The sequence below is a fragment of the Odoribacter laneus YIT 12061 genome (assembly GCF_000243215.1).
Taxonomy (GTDB): domain Bacteria; phylum Bacteroidota; class Bacteroidia; order Bacteroidales; family Marinifilaceae; genus Culturomica; species Culturomica lanea.
Map to the genome: position 1 here is coordinate 310931 of NZ_JH594597.1, position 22876 is coordinate 333806.

Sequence of the window (22876 nt, forward strand, 5' to 3'; positions counted from 1 at the left end):
ATTTAATAAAGATCTATAATTTCTTGGGGGATAAAAACGATCAACTTTTTTTCTTCGAAATCGATCCGTTTTATGTAGTCTTCAGAAAAAGGTAAAAGAATTTCTTTATCCCAAATAGCTATTGTAAAAACAACATTACCGGAATAATCGGCCACGTCCAGAAGCCGCCCCGTTCGGCCGCTCCTTTCATCTTCCACCTCAAATTCCTTCAAAGTCTCTATGTCGACATCAGCTTCACCGTCTTCTTCTATTTCCGGAAATAAATTTTTCGGAAGCAGTACTTCGTGTCCAATCAGGCGTTCTGCTTGTTCCAAAGTATCGACAAAATCAAATTTAACGATATAAGTATTACGGTTTCTCACCGATATTCCTTCATTTGCTATAAAAAAAGGAACCGGTGCTCCTTCCAAGGAAATAAACACCGGTTCCTCTGCATATTCTTCCAAAAGATCATTTTCGGTAAAAATTACAACTTCTCCTTGTAAATTATGGGATTTTATAATTTTCCCCACCGGAATACAATCTTCTGTTCGGATCATAGAACTATTATTCTGCAGCTGGAGCTTCAGGAGCAACTGTTTCAGCAGCCTCTTCTGCGGGAGCGGCAGCAGCTTCAGCAGCAGCTTCTTCTGCTTTCTTGGCAGCGGCAGCGGCTTCTGCTTCAGCCCGTTTTTTAGCTACAACTTCTTCTTTAGCAGCCCGAACTTTAGCTTCAGCTTCTAATCTTACTTTAGCAGCAGCATCCCCTTCCTGGGCTAATTTACTAATCTTTTCTTGGATTTTAGCTTCTTTTGATTTCATCCAGGCTTCAAACTTCGCTTCAGCAGCAGCTTCGTCAAAAGCACCTTTCTTTACTCCTTCCAACAGGTGTTTTTTCATCAAAACCCCTTTGTAGGATAAAATTCTTTTAGCTGTATCCGTCGGTTGAGCACCTACCATCAGCCAATACAAAGCTCTGTCAAAATTGAGATTGATAGCAGCCGGATTCGTATTCGGATCATATGTTCCTACTTTTTCAATATACCTGCCATCCCGTGGCGCTCTGCTATCAGCTATCACTACATGATAAAATGGACGTCCTTTCCGTCCGTGTCTCGCTAATCTGATTTTAGTTGACATTTTTCTAATTTTTAAATGAATACTTTCCTATACCCGATAGGAGCGGCAAAGATAAGGAAAAAAAAGAAAACAAAAAAGAGAATAAAAAAAGATTCCGGGAAAAGAAAAAAAACACGGAAAAGCTCTTTTTTATTATCGGACTACTGCTTCCGGCCAGGAACAGAACAAGGGACTTCAAAGCAATTTTACAACATCAAAAGAAACTAATCAATAGCATAAGATTCAGTAATGTCACAATTCCTCCCAAAAAATATAAAATCCATTTTGTAGAAGTACGGTTTTTATATTTACCCATCACTTTTTCCGAGGAAGTGAGATACACCTGTAAAAAGATAGTAATCGGCAATTGGATACTCAGTATCATCTGAGAATAAATCAAACCCATAAAAGGATTCGAAACCACCATAATGATCAGCAATGCCGCTATCAAGGACAGCAACACTCCCCAACGGGAATGAGTATCCTGAATATCGTATGGTTCACGGTATATACCGGCAAAGATAGAGCCGGCAGCCATACCTGAAGTAATGGTAGAAGCCACTCCGGCAAATAATAAAGCCACGGCAAAAATCACAGCTGCATTATTCCCCAACAAAGGTTGTAAAAGGGTATTCGCTTGCTGCAATTCAGTTACAGTGGTTCCGTTCTTAAAAAAAGCAGCAGCAGCTAACAGAATCATAGCACTGTTAATGGCCCAACCAATCATCATGGATAAGAATGTATCGCAAAATTCATAGCGCATCTGTTTGCGGATAATTTTGTCATCTTCCAAGTTCCATTGCCGGCTTTGAATAACTTCAGAATGCAAAAATAAATTATGCGGCATCACCACAGCTCCCAATACACTCATGATCACGACCATAGACCCCTCCGGGAAAGAGGGGGTAACCCAAGCCCAAGCCGCTTCTCCCCATTCAATATGTACCAAAGAAAGTTCGTAAATAAAAGATAAGCCGATAATGGAAACAAAAGCGATTATCCATCTCTCAATCACCCGGTAAGAATTCGTAAACAACAGGATGACGACAAAAATGGCAACGAGGATCGCCCCTATCCGTACCGGGATACGAAACAACATTTCCAAAGCAATAGCACCTCCCAAAATTTCAGCTAAAGAAGTGGAAATAGAAGCCCCCATGGCAGAAATCAAGGTCAGACGGGCATAACGAGGCTTCAAATAAGTCATAGCTGCTTCCGATAAACAAAGCCCTGTGGCAATCCCCAAATGCGCGACATTATGCTGTAAGATAATCAGCATAATAGTGGACAAAGATACCATCCATAAAAGAGCATAGCCATAATCCGCACCAGCTGCCAGATTTGACGCCCAATTCCCGGGATCGATAAACCCTACTGTCACCAATAATCCCGGACCTATGTATCTCAATATTTCCAACCCTCCAAAACGAGGACGGTGCCTAGCCGTTTCCAATGTTTTCCGAATATATTTAAACATACAATACGACTATTTTTTATAAAAGTTCATTTCGTTAAGTATCCTCCGCCCCTTTTTTCCCAACCAGACAAAGGGCCTATAAGTGGTTAAAATCAATTTTTCTCTCTTTTCCAAGGGTTTACCTTTAAAAATAAATCAGATAATAGCTCATGACAATCAGGCAAACGGTCAAAAAAGTCACCCCTTCATTTATCCGGACAGCCCGTGCGTAATCCCTTCGGCAAAGATTCCGGTTGTTTTCCCCTATATAGGGCTTTCTGATAAGTAAACCGTGGTAGAGATGTGACCCCCCAAAACGACAATTGAGAATGCCTGCCATTGCCGCTTCCGGATAACCGGCATTCGGACTGGCATGTTTACTACCGTTGCGGAATACAAACCGTAATAATCCCCGGCGATGACTTATCAGAATCATCAACAAGGCCGTCAAACGAGCCGGCATATAATTCACCACATCGTCCAAACGGGCAGCCCAGCAACCGAAATCCCGGTAACGCTCATCCCGGTAGCCAATCATCGAATCCAACGTATTGATCATTTTATAAGTCATCATAGCAGGAACGCCTCCTAAAGCGTAATAAAACAGAGGTGCCACCACTCCATCACTTAAATTTTCCGCCATGGTTTCCAATACTGCCGTATAAATCTGTTTGGGGGATAAAGCAGAAGTATCCCGTCCCACAATCCACGACAGCCGCCGACGTCCGGCTTCCAGTCCCTGTTTTTCCAACGTATCAATAACCTCTCGTCCTTCCCGGATTAAACTCCGGTTCGCCAAACCGTAAAATACAAAAATAGTTGCTGCAAAACAATACCAACCTATTCCCCCATTTTTCAATCCTCCCATTATTCCCCAAAAAATTCCGGCTGTCAAAAGGGGTAATCCCAAAGCAACCAATGCTCCTTTTCCTTTCCGGCACTTTCCTTTGTTCAACGTTTTTTCAGCAAAAGCGATCGTATTTCCGAAAAGTACAACCGGATGAGGTAGTTTGCGCGGGTCTCCCAGCACCCAATCCAAACCATAACCTGCCACTAAAGGAATGATTACCTCATAAAAACTATTCTGCATATTTTTTCAATGCGTGGATTAACAATCGATTTTTATCTTCTGATAAGGTGTTTATCCGAAAATAATGAGCATCCAATCCCCTGAAATTAGAAGCATCCCGGATTAAAATTCCTTCTTTTAATAAGGTTTCTTTCAATTTACGGGAATCGTAATCCGTCCGGACCAGAAAAAAAGAAGTAGCGGAATCCAAAGGATAAAATCCCGGAATCGTAGCCAGTTCCGCAGCAAAAGCCCGTTGGCGTTCTTTCAATTTTCCGGCATCCGGCAAAAAATAACCGGCATGCTGTAACAAATATTTTCCCATTTCAATTGCTAAGGCATTGACCGACCACGGCTGTTTATAACAAGCGATAAATTCAATCAAACGCGCTTCTCCCAATAAATACCCTAATCGTAATCCGGGGATGGCAAAACTTTTCGTCATCGATCTTACGACCAATAAATTGGGATATTTTTCAATAAGGGGATAAGCCGACTGGGCCAGGGGAGCAAAATGAATAAAAGATTCGTCCACCACCAGCGTCATATCCGGATAATTTTCCAATAAAAACCGGATTTTCTCCTTTTCCCAAATCCGGCCATCCGGATTATTAGGATTACAGATAAACATCAATCCCGTATGTACAGGTATATTTTCTACTTCTTCACCAGAAAGAAAACAAATGTGATGGTCATATAAGGAAGAAGCGTCTTCATACTCTGCAAAAGAAGGTACGGGTATCACTGTATGGACACCGGCAAAAGCATGGGCGATCAGGTAAAACAATTCAGTGGCTCCATTTCCCACCAGGACGGATTCCGGAGCCAACCGATGTTCTGCTGCTACAATCGCCCGGAAAGATGCAGCATCCGGTTCTGGATAATGTAAAACAGCGTCCGCATTTTCATTCAATACCTGACGTAGAAGTTTTACATCTGTACCATACCAAACATTTGTAGAGAAATTGGCCTGAATTTTCTCTTCAAAACGATAAACATCATCCCCATGTCCGTGTATCATAACCGATTTTTAAATTCAATCTGATAAAAGAAGTATTCTGCATAATCGGCATTTCTGCCATTTCCATAGCCGTTTTTCCTTCCCAACAAGCCAGAATCGCCCGGTCGATTGCCCCATGCCCTACCACTAATACCTGTCGGCCCGGATATTCCTTACAAACCCAAGCCATAAATTTCCGGGCCCTTCCCATTAAATTCTCCAAGGTCTCACATCCTTCCGGTAAACGTGTCCAATCAATAGCGGCTAATTTTCCTCCGGCGTATTTTCCCCAATCAATTTCCCGCAACAAAGCAACAGGCCTGGGCTCTAATCCCCGGCTGTCACCCACTATTTTCGCCGTATCATAGCTTCTCGCCAAATCACTGCAAACAATTGCATCCATTTTTTCCTCCTTTAATCTGTCAGCTAAATCCCTAGCCTGCTGAATACCCAAGGGGGACAGGGTACCCGGCATATGTCCTTGCATAATTCCCTGTCTGTTCTCCAGCGTTTCCCCATGACGGGTCAGAATTAAATGGGTCGTTTGAATCATGATTTTTAATTTATCGGAGGCAAAGTTAACAAACATTTTAATTCAAATTCCAGAAATTTTCTTCGAAAGGTGTAAATATACGAGAAAGACTGGGAGGAACGATATTCAGTAACTGAAGGACATCCACCCGCAGCTCGCTGGTCAACACCCTTACAGCCCCAAGAAGCAAGAGAATAATTAATGATTTTCGTTCTGTTCATCCCGGAAATATTCCGCCGCTTCTGTCAGAAAATATCCATTCTGTTGACACATTTACATTTTCACATTTAAACATTTTTACAATTCCACCAATTCTGAAATGATTTTATATCTTTACTACCTGAAAAATTCATTAAAAAATGGATAAAAAAATCATCCTCATTACAGGCGGACAACGATCCGGCAAGAGTAGTTATGCCCAGAAATTGGCTTTGCAATGGTCAAAAAATCCGGTATATCTAGCTACCTCGCGGGTATGGGACGAAGAGTATCGCGAAAGAATCCGAAGGCATCAAGAAGATCGCGGGCCGCAATGGACGAATATAGAAGAAGAGAAATACCTGAGCCGGCATTCGCTTCCCCAACGGGTAATTGTGATCGACTGTCTTACTTTGTGGAGTACCAATTTCTTTTTTGACTTGAATTCCGATATCGACTTATCTCTTTCTGCTCTAAAAACAGAATTTGATAAATTTACAGCCCAGGAAGCGACGTTTATTTTTGTAACGAACGAACTGGGGATGGGAGGAGTTGCCGACAATCTGCTCCAGCGTCGTTTTACAGATTTACAGGGATGGATGAATCAATATGTAGCTCAACAGGCAAATGAAGTCATATTTATGGTATCAGGTATTCCCGTAAAAATAAAAACATCCGTAGATTCCCAATAAAAGACGAATCCTGAATCTTAAAAACAAACATCATGCAAAAATTTAATATTCAATCTCCCGATACAACTATTGTACCTCTTTTAATCGATAAAATCAACAATCTCACGAAACCGAAAGGCTCCTTAGGGCGTCTGGAAGAACTCGCCGTTCAGGTCGGCAGGATACAACAAACGCTCTCCCCCGCACTTCACAAACCGCAGAATATTATTTTCGCAGCAGATCACGGCATCGTCAAAGAAGGGGTAAGTTTTTCGGCTCCGGAAGTAACAGCACAAGCCATTCCTAATTTTCTGAAAGGAGGAGCGGGTATTAATATGTTTTGCAGACAACACGGCTTTCTTTTAAAAATTGTCGATTGCGGTGTAAATTACGATTATAAAGACTTGCCTGGTTTGATTGACCGAAAAATCCGTAAAGGAACACGCAACTACCTATACGAAGCTGCCATGACGCCGGAAGAATTCGACCAGGCCATCGGCATCGGTGCAGAAATCACGGAACAAATTTACCGGGAAGGAACGAATATTCTCAGTTTTGGAGAAATGGGAATTGCCAACACATCCACTTCTTCTATCTGGATGCATTACCTCACAGGCATCCCTCTGGCACAATGTGTAGGAGCCGGAAGCGGACTGGACAATGCGGGAATACAACACAAATATAAGGTTCTAAAACAAGCGGTGGATCGTTACAAGGGCAGTGGGGAAGTTACCGACATTTTACGTTATTTTGGCGGTTATGAGATGGTGGCAGCTATAGGGGGTATGCTAAAAGCCGCCGAGCTGAAAATGGTAATTATCATAGATGGCTTCATCATGACAAATTGTATTTTAGCAGCCCGGCAATTTTATCCGGAAGTCTTAGATTATTGCATTTTTGGACATTGCGGAGATGAATACGGTCATAAAATGGTATTGGAATATTTAAATGCCCGTCCCTTGCTTTCTTTAGGCTTACGCTTGGGAGAAGGTACAGGCGCTATCTGCGCTTATCCCATTATTGATTCGGCAATCCGGATGATCAACGAAATGAATGATTTTAAAAAAGCGGCCGTTACCAAATATTTCGATTAAAAACATGAAAGGATTTCTGGCTTCACTGATGATGCTCACCCGCCTGCCTTTATGGAGAATCATAAAAGTAGATCCCCGCTATTATTCGGATACCCTTAAATATTGGCCTTTAGTGGGATTCGTAACAGGCTTCACCACCCTAGGCACGTATTGGCTTGCATCTTTGTGTATGCCCCTTTTACCGGCTTCCGTTATCGCTATACTCTCCCGCCTTTTACTCACAGGGGCCTTACACGAAGATGGACTGGCAGATTTTCTGGATGGCTTCGGCGGAGGAAACAGTAAAGAGCAAATTTTAACCATTATGAAAGATTCTCACATCGGAAGTTATGGGACAATCGGGCTGATCCTCTATTTCCTGACCTATGTATCTTTCCTGGCTTCCTTCGACCCTTACCTCATTTTACCCGTCATCCTGGCCGCCGATGTATTATCCAAATTATGTGCTTCTATCATGATCGGTACTCTGGGTTATGTACGTAAAGCAGAAGAAAGTAAAACAAAATTAATTTACCGGAAAATTCATTGGGGAGAATACTTGTTTATAGCCTTTTTATGCCTGATTCCCTTTTTATTTTTAAGAGACCCCTTTTTTTTATTGGCTTTATTTCCTGCTGTATTTGTAACTATAGCACTCCGTATTTATCTGAAAAAAAAGATCGGGGGATATACCGGAGATTGTTGTGGAGCCAGTGTGCTGATTATCGAACAATCTTTCTATTTAGGCTGTATTATTATTTATTATTGGTAAGTCATGCAAGTTACACTTATCCGTCATACCTCCGTTGCTGTGGAAACGGGAACAATTTACGGCTTTACCGACGTGAACGTAGCGAACTCCTTCCCGACAGAAGCCAGAGAAGTTGCACAAAATCTTGCCCAGGAACAGTTTGATGCGGTTTATAGCAGTCCTATGTCCCGCTGTACAAAATTATCCGCCTATTGTGGATATCCGCATCCTATCCTGGATGAACGGCTAAAAGAACTAAATTTTGGAAACTGGGAAATGCAAAACTGGGCCACTCTGCAAGACCCTCTCCTACAGGAATGGTATTCTAATTGGATTCACATTCCTGCAGGAGGAGGAGAAAGTTTTATGAATCAATACCAACGGGTAAGACGTTTTTTGGATGAACTCAGGCAAAAGCCTTTTCGTCATGTTTGCCTTTTTGTCCATAGTGGTACGATCCGTTGCGCCCATATTTATGCCGGAATGATTTCCTTTACAGAGGCTTTCAGCAAAGATATTCCTTATGGGGGCAGAAGTGATATACAAATATAAAATCATCCTTCTCTTCTTTCCCTTATGCTGTCAATTCCGGCAAAACCTGTTTCAGCCATCTGTCAAGCCGTGCATCTGTTTTTTCCGGTTCATTGTCCTCGTCTAAAGGTAAACCGACAAATTGCCCCTTTTCAACGGCCCGGGACATAGTAAACGTATAGTGATCCGGCAAAGTTTTACCGACTAACAAGGCCCCATTTTTTCTCACCAAGTCCGCTAAATCCTGCATTCCATCGACAAAATTATTGGGATATTTTATATGATCTCCTAATCCGACCAAAGCGACACGCCGGCCTTCCAGATTTATTTTTTGTAAACCCGGTAAAAAAGCAGCCCACTCATCTGTTTCATCATTGTTCCAGGCATCTTTTCCCAAAGTAGAAGAAACCAGTATTAAGTTTTGATAATCCAAAAATTTCTCCGGACGGATCTCCTGAATATAAAACATATCTACCGCTTGATCTTTTATTCTTTGTTTGATCCGCTTTGCCACTTTATGCACATTCCCACCTGAAGGAGCATAAAATAATCCGATCCCCTTTAAATCGCGGCTCTTTTTATCTAATAGGTAATTTCCTTCCAAATCGGCTGTCAATTGGGGCTTTTCTTCTTTTTGATTGTCTTGCATAGTTCTGTATATTAAAGTTATAAAGTTAAAACATCCCGGATGAAGTATAAAGGTAAAAGAACTTTTAGGTCCTCCTCCTTCTGCTTTTTACATTTAAATTTATGAATATTCTCAAATCTGCTTTTTATAGAAAATATCCGTCATTTTAAAAGATTTAACTTACATTTCATACGACAATCCAATGAAAACGGTTGCAAAATTTTTCCCAAACAACAAGCCGGGAATCCGAAAAGACACTCTTCTTCTCGAAGAGATCTTTTCCAATTCCCGGCTTTATAAAACAGAAGATTTTCTTATTTTACTTGTACCGTATCGGCCGAATCAGAAAAAAAACGACTCATTCCTTTCTGCACTCCCTGGCTTACTCTTCCAAAAGTGAGGAGGATCAAAAGGATCAATATCCCCAACACGACCAGCATTCTTTTTTCCGAAGCACTGTACTCTCTCCACTTCTTCATACTAATTTTCTTTTTCTATTCTTATTCTTGCATCTACAGCTACAACCCCCGCTTTATTTCCCAATAAAGGATTTAAATCCATCTCGAATATTTCCGGTGCTATTTTCACCAATACCGAAATTCTGGCCACAGCTTCTGCAAATTTAGCTTCATTCACACCTTCCTGCCCTCTTACTCCCTGAATGATCTTATACGACTTCAGCTGCCGGATCATTTCCCGGGCTTCTGTACAAGAAAGAGGTGCTAAACCGGCCTTTACATCTTTGAGTACTTCAATAAAAATTCCTCCCAGACCACATAATACCATATGCCCGAATTTCTGCTCCCGTTTGGCCCCGATAAAGACTTCCGTTCCACTCAACTGCTGCGCCAGCATCACGGCATAGGTATCTTTAATTTGCATCATACGCCGGAATTCCCTCCGAACCGTTTGCTCGTCTTTCACATGTAAGACCACTCCGTTTACTTCCGATTTATGAACAGGACCCACCACTTTCATCACCAGCGGATAGCCGATTTCAGTAGCTAACCTCACACAATCTTCCTCCTGATCGGCCACCCCTTCTTTTGCCCTTTCAATTCCTGCTGCATCCAATAAACCGTGAATCTGTTCAGGGGCCAGATAACCGTTACCGGCCTGATCTATAATCGCCCGGATTTTTTGAACATTTACTGCCGGCAATACCGGATTTTCCGGTTGGGGAGCTGCTGTATGCCATACTTTGGCCAAAGCGTTCCCAAAAAGTACCTCATCCGGAAAGTAGACCCGCCCTTTGTCTGCAAAAGCCTTAATTTCTTCCTTTACGATCGTATACGAAGGGAATATGGGAAAAATCGGTTTACGAGCCGTTTTCATTTTCCGGTCCAGCATATCGTAAACATCAAAAACCGGAAATAAGCCGGGGCTTCCGAAAATGACCGCTATTCCGTCTACCGCATCAAAATCCCGCTCACAGGCATCTAAGATAATCCCTAACTGTTCCGCCGTTCCCGTTGCTAAAAAATCGATCGGATTCCCAACGGATGATCCATTAAATAACTGCTCTAACAATTGCAAGGCTTTCTCTCCCTCCAAGTGCGGAATTTCCATCCCTCCATTGGACAACGCATCCGTCAGCATAACAGCAGGTCCTCCCGCATGAGTCACGATCGCCATATTTTTTCCCTGTAAAGGAGGGTACATGAAAATTCCCGCTACCGTAGCCAGCTCATCCCGGCCATTACAACGGACGATACCGGCTTTCCGGAACAAAGCCTCCACCGCTACATCCGAGCTGGCCAAAGCCCCCGTATGGGAAGAAGCTGCACGGCTACCCGCCGCCGATCCTCCCGACTTTATAGCCGCAATGCGACAACCTTTCCGAATCAAAGAGGAAGCATGCTTCAATAATTTTTCAGGCTTAGCAATGCTTTCCACATATAATAATTTTACCCGGGAACTCTTTTCCGGGTCAAAAGATTCGTCTAAATACTCCAAAACTTCCTCTACTCCCAGCTGGGCTGAATTTCCTACTGAAAACACACTGGAAAATTTCACTCCCTTTTGCATACCGGCATCCATAATAAACAAAGCTGTAGCTCCGGAACCGGAAATCAAATCTACACCACGAGGATCCAAGGCCGGAATAGGAGTTGTAAAAACACCATTGTAATGGGTTGTCAATACCCCAATGCAATTCGGACCGATTAAAGCCCCTCCGACTGAATTCACCGTATCTACAATTCTGGATTCCAAGGCTGCACCTTCCGCATTCTCCTCACTAAAACCGGCTGACAAAATAATAAAAGCCTTCGTTCCTTTTTGTTTTGCCAACACTTCAACAGCGTCCGGACAATATTTTGCCGCAATGGCCAATATAGCACAATCCACCTGTGGTAAATCGTCTACCTTCCGATAAGACTTTACACCTTGCACTTCATCCACTTTCGGATTGACGACATACAACCTGCCTTTAAAATCTCCATCCAATAAATTTCTCAACACTTTCCCTCCTGGTTTCTGGATGTCGTCTGACCCGCCGACGACCACTATGCCGGAAGGATTCAATAATTGTTCGTTGATCATATATTTTTGTATTTTTTAATAAATATCCGTTCCCGGTTGACTCTTTCTTCACTACATGAATAATCTGTCGTTAAATCATTTACCTACTTACTAAATAAGTCAATGAACTTAAAGCAAACAAAGATATAATTACCCGTCTTAAAGTGCAAACGTTTGTACACAAAGAATTTTAGTTTTATTTCGATTTTTCCCCTCTTCCTTTATAAAAAAGTCAACAGATACAATCGCCTAGACCCACAAAAGCGATTTTAAAAATTCGGCTTTTCATATTCCAAAACAATCCTTACTTTTGTCATCAAATTCTATCTTATGAACGTCTTTAAATTTGGAGGTGCCTCTGTCCGGGACGCAGAAGGTGTGAGAAATCTCCTACAAATACTGAATACCCAAAAAACAAATCTGATCATTGTCGTATCGGCCATGGGTAAAATGACCGATGCCCTGGAAAAAGTATGCAATTATTATTTTCATAAGTCCGCAGAGGCTTGGACGGCCTTGGAAGACGTCAAAAACTTTCATCGGAATATCGTCTCTCAACTCTTCGGAGATCAGGAAAAAGAAATCTATACCCGTTTAGATACGCTCGTTCAGGAATTAGAAGAAATTCTCAACAGCGAACCCTCTTTGAGTTACGATTATGAATACGACCGTATTGTCTCTTTCGGAGAACTTTTCTCTTCCGCAATAGTGGGAGCTTATTTAAATAAACAAGGACGTAAAATAAAACTGATTGATATCCGCAAATGCCTGAAAACCGACGAAACCTATCGGAATGCGAACGTAAATATCGAACTTTCGAATCTTCTCTGTCATAAAACGTTTACTTTTCAGGATACTTTTATGTATCTTACCCAAGGATTTATTGCCGGAACCTCCACCAATCAAACAACTACATTGGGAAGGGAGGGTTCCGATTATACGGCAGCAATATTAGCTAATTTGTTAGACGCAGAAAACGTAACCATTTGGAAAGATGTACCGGGCATCATGAGCGCTGATCCCAAACTATATACAGATACAGAAGTCCTACCGAAATTGTCCTACCGGGAAGCAATAGAATTATCCAATTTCGGTGCAAAAGTCATACATCCTAAAACCATCAAACCTTTACAAAATAAAAAGATCCCTCTATTTGTAAAATCCTTTCTGCATAAAGAAGAACACGGCTCCGTTATCCGGGAATTGGAAGAGAAATTAAAATTACCCCCGATTTATATCAATAAAGATAATCAGCTTTTATTGACCCTTACTCCCCGCGATTTTTCTTTTATTGCAGAAGAAAAGTTGAGCCGCATTTTCGGAGCTTTAGCAAAATACCGCTTAAAATTAAATCTGATGCAAAACTCTGCTATCAGTTTTTCTTTCTGTATCGACAACAATGAAGCGATCTTCAACAGTTTTATCCATGAACTGAAAGACGAATATGAAGTCTTATACAATAAAAATGTACGCTTAATCACAATTCGTCATTATACAGAAGAAATTATTCACAAATTGATCGGAGATACCCCTACTCTAGTCGAGCAACGCAGCAGACTTACAGCGCGTTTTGTCGTGAGAAAAGAAGAATAAAAACGGAAGACGGACATTCAATATCTTTCCCTGTTATTTAAAATGGCAGAAACGGAAAAAAGAGAGGGTATTATATGATCTTCAATTAAAAATCATATATTTGCAACCTATTTGCAAAAATCATTTTTAATATAACAGGAACCGGTCATAAAATGACCTGTAGAAACATATACAAAGGATATCAGAAATTATAAAAATAGAGACACATGGAGAAAAAATTCCCTGAATATAAAAGTCTGGATCTTTCACAAGTGAACAAAGACATTTTAAAAACTTGGGAAGAAAACAAGACATTCGAAATGAGTTTGAAAACCCGGGAAGGACATCCCTCTTTCGTATTTTACGAAGGACCTCCTTCTGCAAACGGTATGCCGGGTATTCATCATGTAATGGCCAGGACAATTAAAGACGTGATCTGCCGTTATAAAACGCTTCAGGGATTTTATGTAGAGCGGAAAGCAGGTTGGGATACTCATGGCTTGCCCGTGGAATTGGGAGTAGAAAAGAAATTGGGCATCACCAAAGAAGCGATCGGAAAAAGTATCAGTGTAGCGGATTACAATAAGGAATGCCGGGAAGATGTTATGAAATTTACCCGCGAATGGGAAGAATTGACCCAGAAAATGGGGTATTGGGTAGACATGCATAATCCTTATATCACTTACGACAACCGTTATATCGAAACATTATGGTTCCTCCTTCAGAAACTTTACAACAAAGGTTTTCTGTATAAGGGTTACACCATCCAACCTTATTCCCCGGCTGCCGGTACCGGTTTAAGTACCCACGAATTGAACCAGCCGGGATGTTACCGGGATGTAAAAGATACAACCTGCGTGGCTCAATTTAAAATCGTACGAAACGAAGTATCGGAAAAATTATTCAAAGAAACCGATGCCGTACATTTTATCGCCTGGACCACTACGCCCTGGACCTTACCTTCCAATACGGCTTTAGCGGTAGGGCCTGCCATCCATTATCTGGTCGTAAAAACCTATAATCCGTATACGTTTAATCCGGTTACCGTCGTACTGGCAAAAGATCGTTTCAATGCCTTTTTCAATCCGAAAGCGGCTGAAATTCCCCTGGAAGATTATCAGCCCGGAGAAAAACTGATCCCTTATAAAATAACTGGTGAATTCAAAGGTTCGGAATTGGAAGGCATCCGTTACGAGCAGCTTTTACCCTGGATGCGTCCGGAAGGAGATGCTTTCCGGGTTATCACAGGAGATTATGTCTCCACGGAAGACGGTACGGGTATCGTACACATTGCTCCGACTTTCGGTGCAGATGACGACCGGGTAGCTAAGATCGCCGGAATTGCACCGATGTTGCTGATTGACAAAGAGGGCAATAAACAACCTATGGTAGATAAACGGGGACGTTTCTATCTTCTGGAGGAGATAGATCCCGACTTTTTAAAGACAAATGTCAATCAAACCTTATACCAGGAATATGCCGGACGTTTTGTCAAAAATGCTTACGATCCGAACCTGACGGAAGAAGATGCTACCCTGGACGTAGACCTCGCCGTCATGCTGAAAAAAGAAAACAAAGCTTTCAAGGTAGAAAAACATGTTCACAGTTACCCGCATTGCTGGCGTACCGATAAACCGGTATTGTATTATCCGCTGGATTCCTGGTTTATCCGCACTACAGCTGTAAAAGAGCGGATGCTGGAACTGAACCGTACCATCAATTGGAAACCGGCTAGCACAGGAGAAGGACGTTTCGGGAAGTGGCTGGAAAACCTGGTGGACTGGAATCTTTCCCGTTCCCGTTATTGGGGAACTCCTCTGCCGATCTGGGTCAGCGAAGACGGGAGCGAACAGAAATGCATCGGTTCCGTTAAAGAACTTATAGCGGAAATCGATAAGTCGGTGAAGGCCGGTTTTATGTCAGAAAACCCCTATAAGAATTTTACCGTCGGAGACAATTCTAAAGAAAACTACGATCAGATCGATCTGCACCGGCCATATGTTGACAATATCATCTTGGTTTCTTCCAAAGGAGAAAAAATGATCCGGGAAAAAGACCTGATCGACGTATGGTTTGATTCCGGGGCGATGCCTTATGCACAATTGCATTATCCTTTCGAACACCAGGCAGATATAGACGAACACCGTCGGTTTCCGGCAGATTTTATTGCAGAAGGAGTCGACCAGACGCGGGGATGGTTTTTTACGTTGCATGCCATCGCCACGATGGCTTTTGATTCCGTAGCATTCAAAAATATTATATCCAACGGGTTAGTGCTGGATGCGAAAGGCAATAAAATGTCCAAACGTCTGGGCAATGCCGTCGATCCTTTCACTACGATTGAACAATTCGGTTCGGATCCGCTCAGATGGTATATGATTACCAATTCTCAACCCTGGGATAATCTGAAATTCGATATTGCCGGAGTAGATGAGGTAAAACGGAAATTTTTTGGCACCTTATACAACACTTACGGATTTTTCGCCCTTTATGCCAATGTAGATCATTTTCATTATGCCGAGGCAGAAATAGCGATTAGCGAACGGCCGGAAATAGACCGCTGGATACTTTCCCTGCTCAATTCTTTAATCAAAGAAGTGACAGAAGCCTATGAAAAATACGAACCTACACGGGCAGGAAGAGCGATACAGGATTTTGTGATCGAAAATTTATCCAACTGGTACGTACGCCTGTCCCGTAAAAGATATTGGGGTGGAGAATATTCTACCGACAAAATCTCAGCGTATCAAACCCTTTATACTTGTTTGGAAACCGTTGCTTTATTAGCTGCGCCTATCGCACCTTTTTATATGGAGCAACTCTTTACAGACCTGAATAAAGTCAGCGGACATTATAAAAGCAGTGTACATTTGGCCCAGTTCCCGACAGCCAACGAGAGTTTAATCAACACTCAGCTGGAAGAACGCATGCAATTGGCACAACAGATTTCCTCCATGGTATTGGGGCTACGCCGGAAAGTACAAATCCGCGTCAGACAACCGCTGAGTAAACTGATGATTCCCCTTCTGAACGAAGACATGAAACACCAACTGGAAGCCGTGAAACACATCATACTTTCAGAAGTAAATGTAAAAGCAATTGAGTATATTACAGATACGAGCGGCGTTTTGATAAAGAAAATCAAACCCAATTTCAAAACCTTAGGACCGAAATACGGGAAATACATGAAACAGATTTCGGCCGCTATCGCCGGGATGAATCAAAATGATATCTTCCAGTTTGAGAAAAAAGGTGAATTTCAATTGCAATTCGACGATGAAACATTAACTTTGGGATTGGAAGATGTGGAAATTCTCTCAGAAGATATACCGGGTTGGTTAGTGGCCAACGAAGGAAAAGTGACAGTCGCTTTAGATATCAATATCACGAAAGAATTAAAAGAAGAAGGTATCGCCCGGGAATTCATCAACAGGATTCAAAACCTGAGAAAAGAAAGTAACTTTGATGTGACAGATAAAATCCGTTTATACATTGGAAAACATGCTCAGATCAACGAAGCTGTAGAGAATTTTTCAACCTATATTGCCAGTCAGGTGCTGGCCGAAAGCGTGAATCTAACGGATACCATAGATACAAATGCAAAAGAAGTCGAAATAGACGATATGACGACTTATATTAAAATTGAAAAAGTGTAACCTCCGGAGAAGAAGAAAAGTATAAGAATGACATTTTAATGACACCTTATAATTCTCTTTTCGGATAAAAATTCAAAAGCTATGGCAGAAAAAACCAGATATTCAGATGAGGAGCTGCAGGAATTTAAAGAAATAATTCTTGAAAAACTCAGTAAGGCCAAAAAAGACTATGAAACGTTGAAGGCCGTTATCTCCGGTAGTGATGGGAACGACATAGCCGACACTTCTCCTACGTTTAAAGTACTGGAAGAAGGTGCTTCGGTATTGTCCAAGGAAGAAGCAGGGCGGCTGGCTCAAAGACAGGCGAAGTTCATTTCTCATTTGGAAGCAGCATTAGTCAGAATCGAAAACAAAACATACGGCATCTGCCGGGTGACCGGAAAGCTGATTTCCAAAGAAAGATTACGGGCTGTTCCGCATGCCACTTTAAGCATGGAAGCCAAAGAAGGACAAGAATCTTGATCGCTTAGCGATTGAGATTCTAAATTTTCAATTATCAGGGATGAGCGTGCAAAAAAAACTGATTATTTTTATCATTGCTTTATTGGCAATAGATCAAGTGGTGAAAATCTGGATAAAAACCCACATGATGATCGGAGACGAATTCAATGTTTTCGGCGAGTGGTTTAAAATTCATTTCATCGAAAATAATGGAATGGCCTTCGGAATGGCATCGGAGAGCGGAAAAACCGGTAAAACGCTTTTAAGTATTTTTCGGATCATTGCCGTCGCCGGAATTGGTTGGTATATACTGAAATTATTGAAAGAAAAAGCCCCTACCGGCGTAATCTTTTCTTTTGCACTTATTTTCTGCGGAGCCATCGGAAATATTATCGACAGTATGTTTTACGGTTTGCTGTTTAATGACAGTTACAGCCAGATAGCCTCTTTTCTGCCCGAAGGAGGAGGATATGCCCCGTTCTTACACGGAAGAGTCGTAGATATGCTCTATTTCCCCTTATACGAAGGTTTTTTACCCCACTGGATACCGATCTGGGGAGGCGATTATATTGTATTTTTCCGACCGATTTTTAATATAGCCGATTCTTATATTACAATAGGCGTTATCCTTTTAATTTTATTTTACCGTAAATTTTTTACCGGTAAAAAAGCTTAAACCCAGGATTTCTGTCTTTCAATAGACTTGCATTCCCGAAAAGCAAACTTTATCCTTTCCGGACAACTTCTTAATTCGCTTGCCTTCAAGTTTTAGTTCATTGTTTTTTAGTTTTTAGTTTTTTTTCCGTAGGTTTGCAGCCGAAATTTTAATTATAAATTTGACGTAGACTATACGCAAAATATATAGCTGATTTAATACAAAGGCATGATTGAGAATCTGGTCATAGTGGAGTCCCCGGCAAAAGCCAAAACAATTGAGCGTTTTCTGGGTAGTAATTATACCGTTAAATCCAGTTTTGGGCACATCCGGGACTTGGAAAAAAAAGATCTCGGCATTGATATTGAAAATAATTTTCAACCTAAATACGAAATATCTGCCGACAAAAAAGCTGTCGTAAAGGAACTGAAAGCTTTAGCCAAAGAAGCTAAAACGGTATGGCTGGCCTCCGATGAGGACCGGGAAGGAGAAGCCATTGCCTGGCATCTCTTCGAAGCACTGAAATTAAAGCCGGAAAATACAAAGCGAATTGTCTTCCACGAAATCACGAAAGATGCGATCCTGCATGCTATTCAAAATCCCCGCAATATCGACCGTAACTTGGTAAACGCCCAGCAAGCCCGTCGGGTACTGGACCGGTTAGTAGGTTTCGAGGTCTCCCCCGTACTTTGGAAAAAGGTAAAACCTTCTCTGTCTGCCGGCCGGGTGCAATCCGTAGCCGTAAAACTAATCGTAGAACGGGAAAGAGAAATCAATGCTTTTAAAGAACAACAGTATTATAAAGTAAACGGAATTTTCGAAACCGCTGCAGAGCAAGCAGAATTCAAAGCAGATGTCGAAGAACGCTTCGATACCAAAGAACACACGCTGGAATTTCTGGAAATATGTAAAAAAGCGCAGTTTACTGTCAGTCAGGTAGAGACAAAACCTTCGGTTCGCAAACCCTCCCCTCCTTTTACCACCTCTACCTTACAACAGGAAGCTTCCCGGAAACTGGGATTTTCTGTTTCGCAGACGATGGCTGTAGCTCAAAAACTCTATGAGAGAGGATATATTACTTATATGCGAACGGACTCCGTAAACTTATCGGACCTCGCCATAAGAAGTGCAAAAGCAGTGATATGCCAGACATTGGGAGAGAGATATTCCAAATCAAGGCAGTTTACTACCCAGAGTAAGGGCGCCCAGGAAGCTCACGAAGCCATTCGTCCGACTTATATGGACAAAACTGCTATCGAAGGAGACAGAAACGAACAAGCCCTATACGAGTTAATCTACAAACGGATGCTTGCTTCCCAAATGGCTGATGCAGAATTAGAAAAGACAAACATCACTATCCGGGTATCCGGAAGCGAAATACCTTTTATGGCCAGCGGCGAAGTAGTCATTTTCGACGGATTTCTGCGTATGTACAGAGAATCACATGACGACGAACACGACGATGAAAAAACGACCTTACTCCCGCAAATCAACAAAGGAAATGTCGTGAACCGTAAGCTCATCACAGCTACCGAACAATATACCCAACACCCTCCCCGTTACACAGAAGCCAGTCTGGTAAAAAAAATGGAAACATTGGGGATCGGCCGTCCTTCTACTTACGCACCCACGATTACGACTATTCAAAACCGTGGCTATATTATCAAAGAATCGAGAGAAGGCGTCGAGAAACAAATCCAGCAACTGGAATTGAAAGAAGACAGTATTCAGGTATTTACGCTGAAAAAAACATTTGGTACTGAAAAGAAAAAATTATTCCCTTCCGATATGGGTATGGTGGTCACTGACTTTCTGGACAGCCATTTCCCCAATATTATGAATTACAATTTTACTGCGCAGGCAGAAGAAGCTCTGGATGATATCGCAGAAGGGGATATAGAATGGCAGAAAATGATCGGCCAGTTTTACAGTCCTTTCCACGACAATATTGAAAAAACGCTTAAAAATTCAGAGCGTAATACGGGAGCAAGAGTTTTGGGAACGGACCCGGTCAGCGGCGAAACGGTATCTGTACGGATCGGACGGTTCGGGCCTATGGCACAAATAGGTGAAGGAGAAAAGGTGCGCTACGCTGGGTTGCGCAAAGGCCAGCTAATGGAAACCCTCACTTTGGCAGAAGCCTTGGAGCTATTTAAATTCCCGCGGAAACTCGGTATGTTTGAAGACAAAGAAGTCAGCGTCGGGATCGGCAGATTCGGCCCTTATATCAAACACAACAATTCTTTCGTTTCTCTGAAAAAAGGAGAGGATGACCCAGCCAGCATTTCCCTGGAGACTGCGATTCAACGAATCGAAGAAAAAAGGGAAAGCGATAAAAATAAACAAATCAAAGTATTTGCCAACGGCATCATGATCCTGAACGGTAGATTCGGCCCTTATATCAGTTATGAAAAAAAGAATTTCAAAATACCCAAGACCCTGAAAGCGGAAGAATTAACCCAAGAAGAATGTCAGACAATTATTGAAAAAGAAAATTCGAAAAAAACGACTTCTTCCAAAGTAAAATCCCGCACAACAAAAGCCTCAGCAAAAAGTAAAAAAACGAATACTAAAACAACTGTCAAGGCCACAAAAGCGAAAAAAACGAAAAAAGAAGATACGACTGATCGCTGATTTTTTATCCCTTCCGATAGAAAAACAGCATAGTGGTTTATCTTCTGTTCGTGGAGAAACAATTTAAAAGGACATTCCGAGAAATTAAGGTAAATATTTGCACAACATAAGGGTTTTGCCTATATTCGTACCCTCAAAAAATAGCGTAAAAATTAAAAAATCCAAAATAAATGGCAACATTACAAAACATCAGAAATCGTGGTGGATTACTTGTAAGTATTGTAATCGGTTTAGCACTTGTAGCTTTTATTGTCGGCGATGCATTGAGCTCAGGCGCAAGTATATTTAACCGTTCCCGCAACCAGGTGGGAGAAATTGCAGGCGAAGCCATATCGATTACCGACTTCCAGAACAAGGTAGATAAGAACGAAGAAATCGTCAAAATGATGAATGGGGTTTCTGCCCTAAATGATGAACAGCAATCTATGCTGAGAGAAAATACCTGGCAGCAAATGGTGATGGAACAAATTATGAACCAGGAGTATGAAGAGCTGGGTTTGGACGTAAGCAGTGAAGAATTATACGATATGTTGCTGGGAAGCAATATGAGCCCGACAATTCGCCAAATGTTTGCAGATCCGAATACAGGAACGGTGGATGTAAACCGTGCCCATGAAATTATCCGGCAACTCATTGCAGCTCCGGCGAATACTCCTCAGAAAAGGTATTGGTTGAACATGGAAGAACAAATTGCAACTTCCCGGAAACAGGAGAAATACAATGAACTGATGTCAAAAGCTTTGTATATTACGGACGAACAAGCTGAAGAAACAGCTAAAAACAATGCCGTAAAATCCGACATCAGTTATATTGTAAAAAGTTATTCCAGTATAGACGATTCTACAGTCAAAGTAAGCGATAATGAGATAAAAGATTATTATAATTCCCATTCCAAACTTTTTGAGCAGCCGGAATCCAGAAAAATAGTATACGTCAATTTTGACATAGAAGCTTCTCCGGAAGACTATCAAGAAACAGAAAAGTGGGTAACTGATATGGTGAATGAATTTGCGGAAACCAAAAACCCGGCAGAATTTATTGAACTGTCTTCTTCCGATAAAAAATTTGACGCTTCTTATTTGAAGAAAGAAGAAATTGCGAACGATAGTTTGGCTGATTTTCTGTTTAGCGGCAATAAAGGAGTATTCGGACCGTATTTGGAAAAAAATGCATACCGGATCAGCCGTGCTTCCGATTTGAGAATGTTGCCGGATTCCGTAAGAGCCCGTCACATTTTGATCGTTCCGCAGAATAACGATCTTAAACAAGCTGAGATGCTCACCGACAGCCTGGTAAACTTATTGAAGAAAGGAGCTGATTTTGAAGTCTTAGCCAGACAATATTCTGCAGACCAGAATTCTGCCGTAAATGGAGGAGATTTGGGATGGTTCAGCCAGCGTATGATGGTACAACCGTTCAGTGACACCGTATTTTTTGCGAAACCGAAAACCACTAAAGTGGTAAAAACGCAATACGGCATTCATATCGTGCAGGTAACCGGACAATCAAAACCCGTACAAAAAGTACAAATTGCTACGATTGAGAAAGAGGTTATTCCTTCCCAGAAAACGACGAATAAAATTTATAACGAAGCTCGTAATTTCTCCAATAACATTCATACTTCTGCCGATTTTGACAAAAAAGTCAGCGAAGTGGGGCTGACCAAGCGAATCGCTACTCTTAACAAAAACGATAAGAGCATTGCCGGTATGGACAACGCCAGAGAATTGGTACGTCAAACCTACCTGACAAACAAAACCGGAAATGCCATTCTTACCAACGAGGGACTGAATATTTTCGAAACCGGCAATAAATATACCATTGCTGTCCTTACCGAAATTAACGAAGAAGGAATTGCTCCCTTGACAAGCGTAAAACCGCAAATTAAAAATATACTGATTCAGAAAAAGAAAGGAGAAATTCTGAAACAAGAATTAGAAAAATCTATCAGCGGCAGCGAAAGTTTACTTTCTGTAGCTCAGAAAGCAGGACTGGAAGTAAAAGAAGCTCCTGAAATTTCTTTCAATTCCTTCCAAATAGCCGGTGCAGGTATCGAACCGAAAGTAATTGCCACAGCCACTCAAATGGAAGAAGGAAAACTTTCAGCTCCTATAGCCGGTAACCAAGGAGTTTATGTGATTATGGTAAACAGCCGTACACAGGAAGAAGTTACTCCGGAACAAATAGCTCAGATGAAAAATGCTTTATTGCAGTCTAATTTATACAGGGCCAATTATCAAGCGATAGAAGCATTAATCAAAAATGCAGAAGTAAAAGATACCCGGTATAAATTCTACTAATTCACTATCCATACAAATTTATGTTTATTGCGGGCGAGATTTGAGATCTCGCCTGTTTTTTGTCCTACATATTTGTATGTTTCACAAT

Annotated in this window: 19 protein-coding genes; 10 read left to right on the top strand and 9 right to left on the bottom strand. The window is 41.6% G+C overall.

The annotated features are described in order from the left end of the window. Positions 1-2: 2 nt before the first annotated feature. From rimM to HMPREF9449_RS13695, 6 genes are all read right to left on the bottom strand, one after another. The gene (rimM, locus tag HMPREF9449_RS13665) at positions 3-539 is read right to left on the bottom strand and encodes a ribosome maturation factor RimM (RefSeq protein WP_009137857.1); all 537 of its coding nucleotides are present in this window, start codon (positions 537-539) and stop codon (positions 3-5) included. A gap of 7 nt (positions 540-546) precedes the next feature. After that, complete coding sequence (locus tag HMPREF9449_RS13670) at positions 547-1119, bottom strand: 30S ribosomal protein S16 (RefSeq protein WP_009137858.1); 573 nt, start codon at positions 1117-1119, stop codon at positions 547-549. Positions 1120-1312: 193 nt separating this feature from the next. After that, positions 1313-2575 carry an Nramp family divalent metal transporter gene (locus HMPREF9449_RS13680; protein WP_009137859.1) on the bottom strand — a complete coding sequence of 421 codons (1263 nt, stop codon included), beginning with the start codon at positions 2573-2575 and terminating at the stop codon, positions 1313-1315. Between the two features lie 124 nt (positions 2576-2699). Next, positions 2700-3644 carry an adenosylcobinamide-phosphate synthase CbiB gene (gene cbiB / locus HMPREF9449_RS13685; RefSeq protein WP_009137860.1) on the bottom strand — a complete coding sequence of 315 codons (945 nt, stop codon included), beginning with the start codon at positions 3642-3644 and terminating at the stop codon, positions 2700-2702. Next, positions 3634-4644: a pyridoxal phosphate-dependent aminotransferase gene (locus tag HMPREF9449_RS13690; protein WP_009137861.1), complete on the bottom strand. Its 1011-nt coding sequence runs from the start codon at positions 4642-4644 to the stop codon at positions 3634-3636. The genes cbiB and HMPREF9449_RS13690 overlap by 11 nt, the downstream gene beginning before the upstream one ends. Further along, positions 4622-5176, bottom strand: coding sequence for a histidine phosphatase family protein (locus tag HMPREF9449_RS13695; protein WP_009137862.1), 555 nt, complete (start codon positions 5174-5176; stop codon positions 4622-4624). Before HMPREF9449_RS13695 ends, HMPREF9449_RS13690 begins: the two co-directional genes overlap by 23 nt. 338 nt (positions 5177-5514) lie before the next feature. On the opposite strand from HMPREF9449_RS13695, the gene cobU reads away from it, so the two are divergent. From cobU to cobC, 4 genes are read left to right on the top strand one after another with little or no spacing between them, the layout of a single operon-like run. Beyond that, positions 5515-6045, top strand: a complete 531-nt coding sequence (cobU, locus tag HMPREF9449_RS13700) for a bifunctional adenosylcobinamide kinase/adenosylcobinamide-phosphate guanylyltransferase (protein WP_009137863.1) — start codon at positions 5515-5517, stop codon at positions 6043-6045. Between the two features lie 32 nt (positions 6046-6077). Then, a complete protein-coding gene (gene cobT / locus HMPREF9449_RS13705) occupies positions 6078-7118 on the top strand; it encodes a nicotinate-nucleotide--dimethylbenzimidazole phosphoribosyltransferase (RefSeq protein ID WP_009137864.1) in 1041 nt (346 codons plus the stop codon). A gap of 4 nt (positions 7119-7122) precedes the next feature. Further along, complete coding sequence (gene cobS / locus HMPREF9449_RS13710) at positions 7123-7869, top strand: adenosylcobinamide-GDP ribazoletransferase (protein ID WP_009137865.1); 747 nt, start codon at positions 7123-7125, stop codon at positions 7867-7869. 3 nt (positions 7870-7872) lie between these two features. Continuing rightward, positions 7873-8400 carry an alpha-ribazole phosphatase family protein gene (cobC, locus tag HMPREF9449_RS13715; RefSeq protein WP_009137866.1) on the top strand — a complete coding sequence of 176 codons (528 nt, stop codon included), beginning with the start codon at positions 7873-7875 and terminating at the stop codon, positions 8398-8400. 22 nt (positions 8401-8422) lie between these two features. Here the strand turns inward: cobC and HMPREF9449_RS13720 are convergent, their stop codons facing one another. The 3 genes from HMPREF9449_RS13720 to HMPREF9449_RS13725 form a co-directional block, all read right to left on the bottom strand. Further along, a complete protein-coding gene (locus HMPREF9449_RS13720; protein WP_009137867.1) occupies positions 8423-9028 on the bottom strand; it encodes a flavodoxin in 606 nt (201 codons plus the stop codon). A gap of 293 nt (positions 9029-9321) precedes the next feature. Beyond that, positions 9322-9486 carry a hypothetical protein gene (locus HMPREF9449_RS16620; RefSeq protein WP_009137868.1) on the bottom strand — a complete coding sequence of 55 codons (165 nt, stop codon included), beginning with the start codon at positions 9484-9486 and terminating at the stop codon, positions 9322-9324. Position 9487: 1 nt separating this feature from the next. Then, complete coding sequence (locus HMPREF9449_RS13725; protein WP_009137869.1) at positions 9488-11551, bottom strand: acetate--CoA ligase family protein; 2064 nt, start codon at positions 11549-11551, stop codon at positions 9488-9490. 309 nt (positions 11552-11860) lie between these two features. Here HMPREF9449_RS13725 and HMPREF9449_RS13730 point away from each other — a divergent pair, with 309 nt between their 5' ends. The 6 genes from HMPREF9449_RS13730 to HMPREF9449_RS13755 all read left to right on the top strand — a co-directional run bounded on the left by HMPREF9449_RS13730 (position 11861) and on the right by HMPREF9449_RS13755 (position 22788). Beyond that, the gene (locus HMPREF9449_RS13730; protein WP_009137870.1) at positions 11861-13123 is read left to right on the top strand and encodes an aspartate kinase; all 1263 of its coding nucleotides are present in this window, start codon (positions 11861-11863) and stop codon (positions 13121-13123) included. Positions 13124-13329: 206 nt separating this feature from the next. Beyond that, positions 13330-16758 carry an isoleucine--tRNA ligase gene (gene ileS / locus HMPREF9449_RS13735; RefSeq protein WP_009137871.1) on the top strand — a complete coding sequence of 1143 codons (3429 nt, stop codon included), beginning with the start codon at positions 13330-13332 and terminating at the stop codon, positions 16756-16758. Positions 16759-16839: 81 nt separating this feature from the next. After that, positions 16840-17220, top strand: coding sequence for a TraR/DksA family transcriptional regulator (locus HMPREF9449_RS13740; protein ID WP_009137872.1), 381 nt, complete (start codon positions 16840-16842; stop codon positions 17218-17220). 40 nt (positions 17221-17260) lie between these two features. Continuing rightward, entirely contained in the window at positions 17261-17875 is a 615-nt protein-coding gene (locus HMPREF9449_RS13745) for a lipoprotein signal peptidase (protein ID WP_009137873.1), read from the top strand. A 207-nt stretch (positions 17876-18082) separates the two neighbouring features. Next, positions 18083-20488, top strand: coding sequence for a type I DNA topoisomerase (gene topA, locus HMPREF9449_RS13750; protein ID WP_009137874.1), 2406 nt, complete (start codon positions 18083-18085; stop codon positions 20486-20488). Positions 20489-20658: 170 nt separating this feature from the next. Further along, complete coding sequence (locus tag HMPREF9449_RS13755) at positions 20659-22788, top strand: peptidylprolyl isomerase (RefSeq protein ID WP_009137875.1); 2130 nt, start codon at positions 20659-20661, stop codon at positions 22786-22788. The last annotated feature ends 88 nt before the right edge of the window (positions 22789-22876 follow it).

Excerpts from the sequence above, each read along its gene's own strand:
- ileS (WP_009137871.1), top strand. The coding sequence starts at position 13,330 with ATGGAGAAAAAATTCCCTGAATATAAAAGTCTGGATCTTTCACAAGTG.
- HMPREF9449_RS13725 (WP_009137869.1), bottom strand. The coding sequence starts at position 11,551 with ATGATCAACGAACAATTATTGAATCCTTCCGGCATAGTGGTCGTCGGC.
- HMPREF9449_RS13690 (WP_009137861.1), bottom strand. The coding sequence starts at position 4,644 with ATGATACACGGACATGGGGATGATGTTTATCGTTTTGAAGAGAAAATT.
- HMPREF9449_RS13740 (WP_009137872.1), top strand. The coding sequence starts at position 16,840 with ATGGCAGAAAAAACCAGATATTCAGATGAGGAGCTGCAGGAATTTAAA.
- cobU (WP_009137863.1), top strand. The coding sequence starts at position 5,515 with ATGGATAAAAAAATCATCCTCATTACAGGCGGACAACGATCCGGCAAG.
- rimM (WP_009137857.1), bottom strand. The coding sequence starts at position 539 with ATGATCCGAACAGAAGATTGTATTCCGGTGGGGAAAATTATAAAATCC.
- HMPREF9449_RS13755 (WP_009137875.1), top strand. The coding sequence starts at position 20,659 with ATGGCAACATTACAAAACATCAGAAATCGTGGTGGATTACTTGTAAGT.
- cobS (WP_009137865.1), top strand. The coding sequence starts at position 7,123 with ATGAAAGGATTTCTGGCTTCACTGATGATGCTCACCCGCCTGCCTTTA.
- HMPREF9449_RS13720 (WP_009137867.1), bottom strand. The coding sequence starts at position 9,028 with ATGCAAGACAATCAAAAAGAAGAAAAGCCCCAATTGACAGCCGATTTG.
- HMPREF9449_RS13680 (WP_009137859.1), bottom strand. The coding sequence starts at position 2,575 with ATGTTTAAATATATTCGGAAAACATTGGAAACGGCTAGGCACCGTCCT.
- topA (WP_009137874.1), top strand. The coding sequence starts at position 18,083 with ATGATTGAGAATCTGGTCATAGTGGAGTCCCCGGCAAAAGCCAAAACA.
- cobC (WP_009137866.1), top strand. The coding sequence starts at position 7,873 with ATGCAAGTTACACTTATCCGTCATACCTCCGTTGCTGTGGAAACGGGA.
- HMPREF9449_RS13695 (WP_009137862.1), bottom strand. The coding sequence starts at position 5,176 with ATGATTCAAACGACCCATTTAATTCTGACCCGTCATGGGGAAACGCTG.
- HMPREF9449_RS13745 (WP_009137873.1), top strand. The coding sequence starts at position 17,261 with ATGAGCGTGCAAAAAAAACTGATTATTTTTATCATTGCTTTATTGGCA.
- HMPREF9449_RS16620 (WP_009137868.1), bottom strand. The coding sequence starts at position 9,486 with ATGAAGAAGTGGAGAGAGTACAGTGCTTCGGAAAAAAGAATGCTGGTC.
- HMPREF9449_RS13730 (WP_009137870.1), top strand. The coding sequence starts at position 11,861 with ATGAACGTCTTTAAATTTGGAGGTGCCTCTGTCCGGGACGCAGAAGGT.
- cbiB (WP_009137860.1), bottom strand. The coding sequence starts at position 3,644 with ATGCAGAATAGTTTTTATGAGGTAATCATTCCTTTAGTGGCAGGTTAT.
- cobT (WP_009137864.1), top strand. The coding sequence starts at position 6,078 with ATGCAAAAATTTAATATTCAATCTCCCGATACAACTATTGTACCTCTT.
- HMPREF9449_RS13670 (WP_009137858.1), bottom strand. The coding sequence starts at position 1,119 with ATGTCAACTAAAATCAGATTAGCGAGACACGGACGGAAAGGACGTCCA.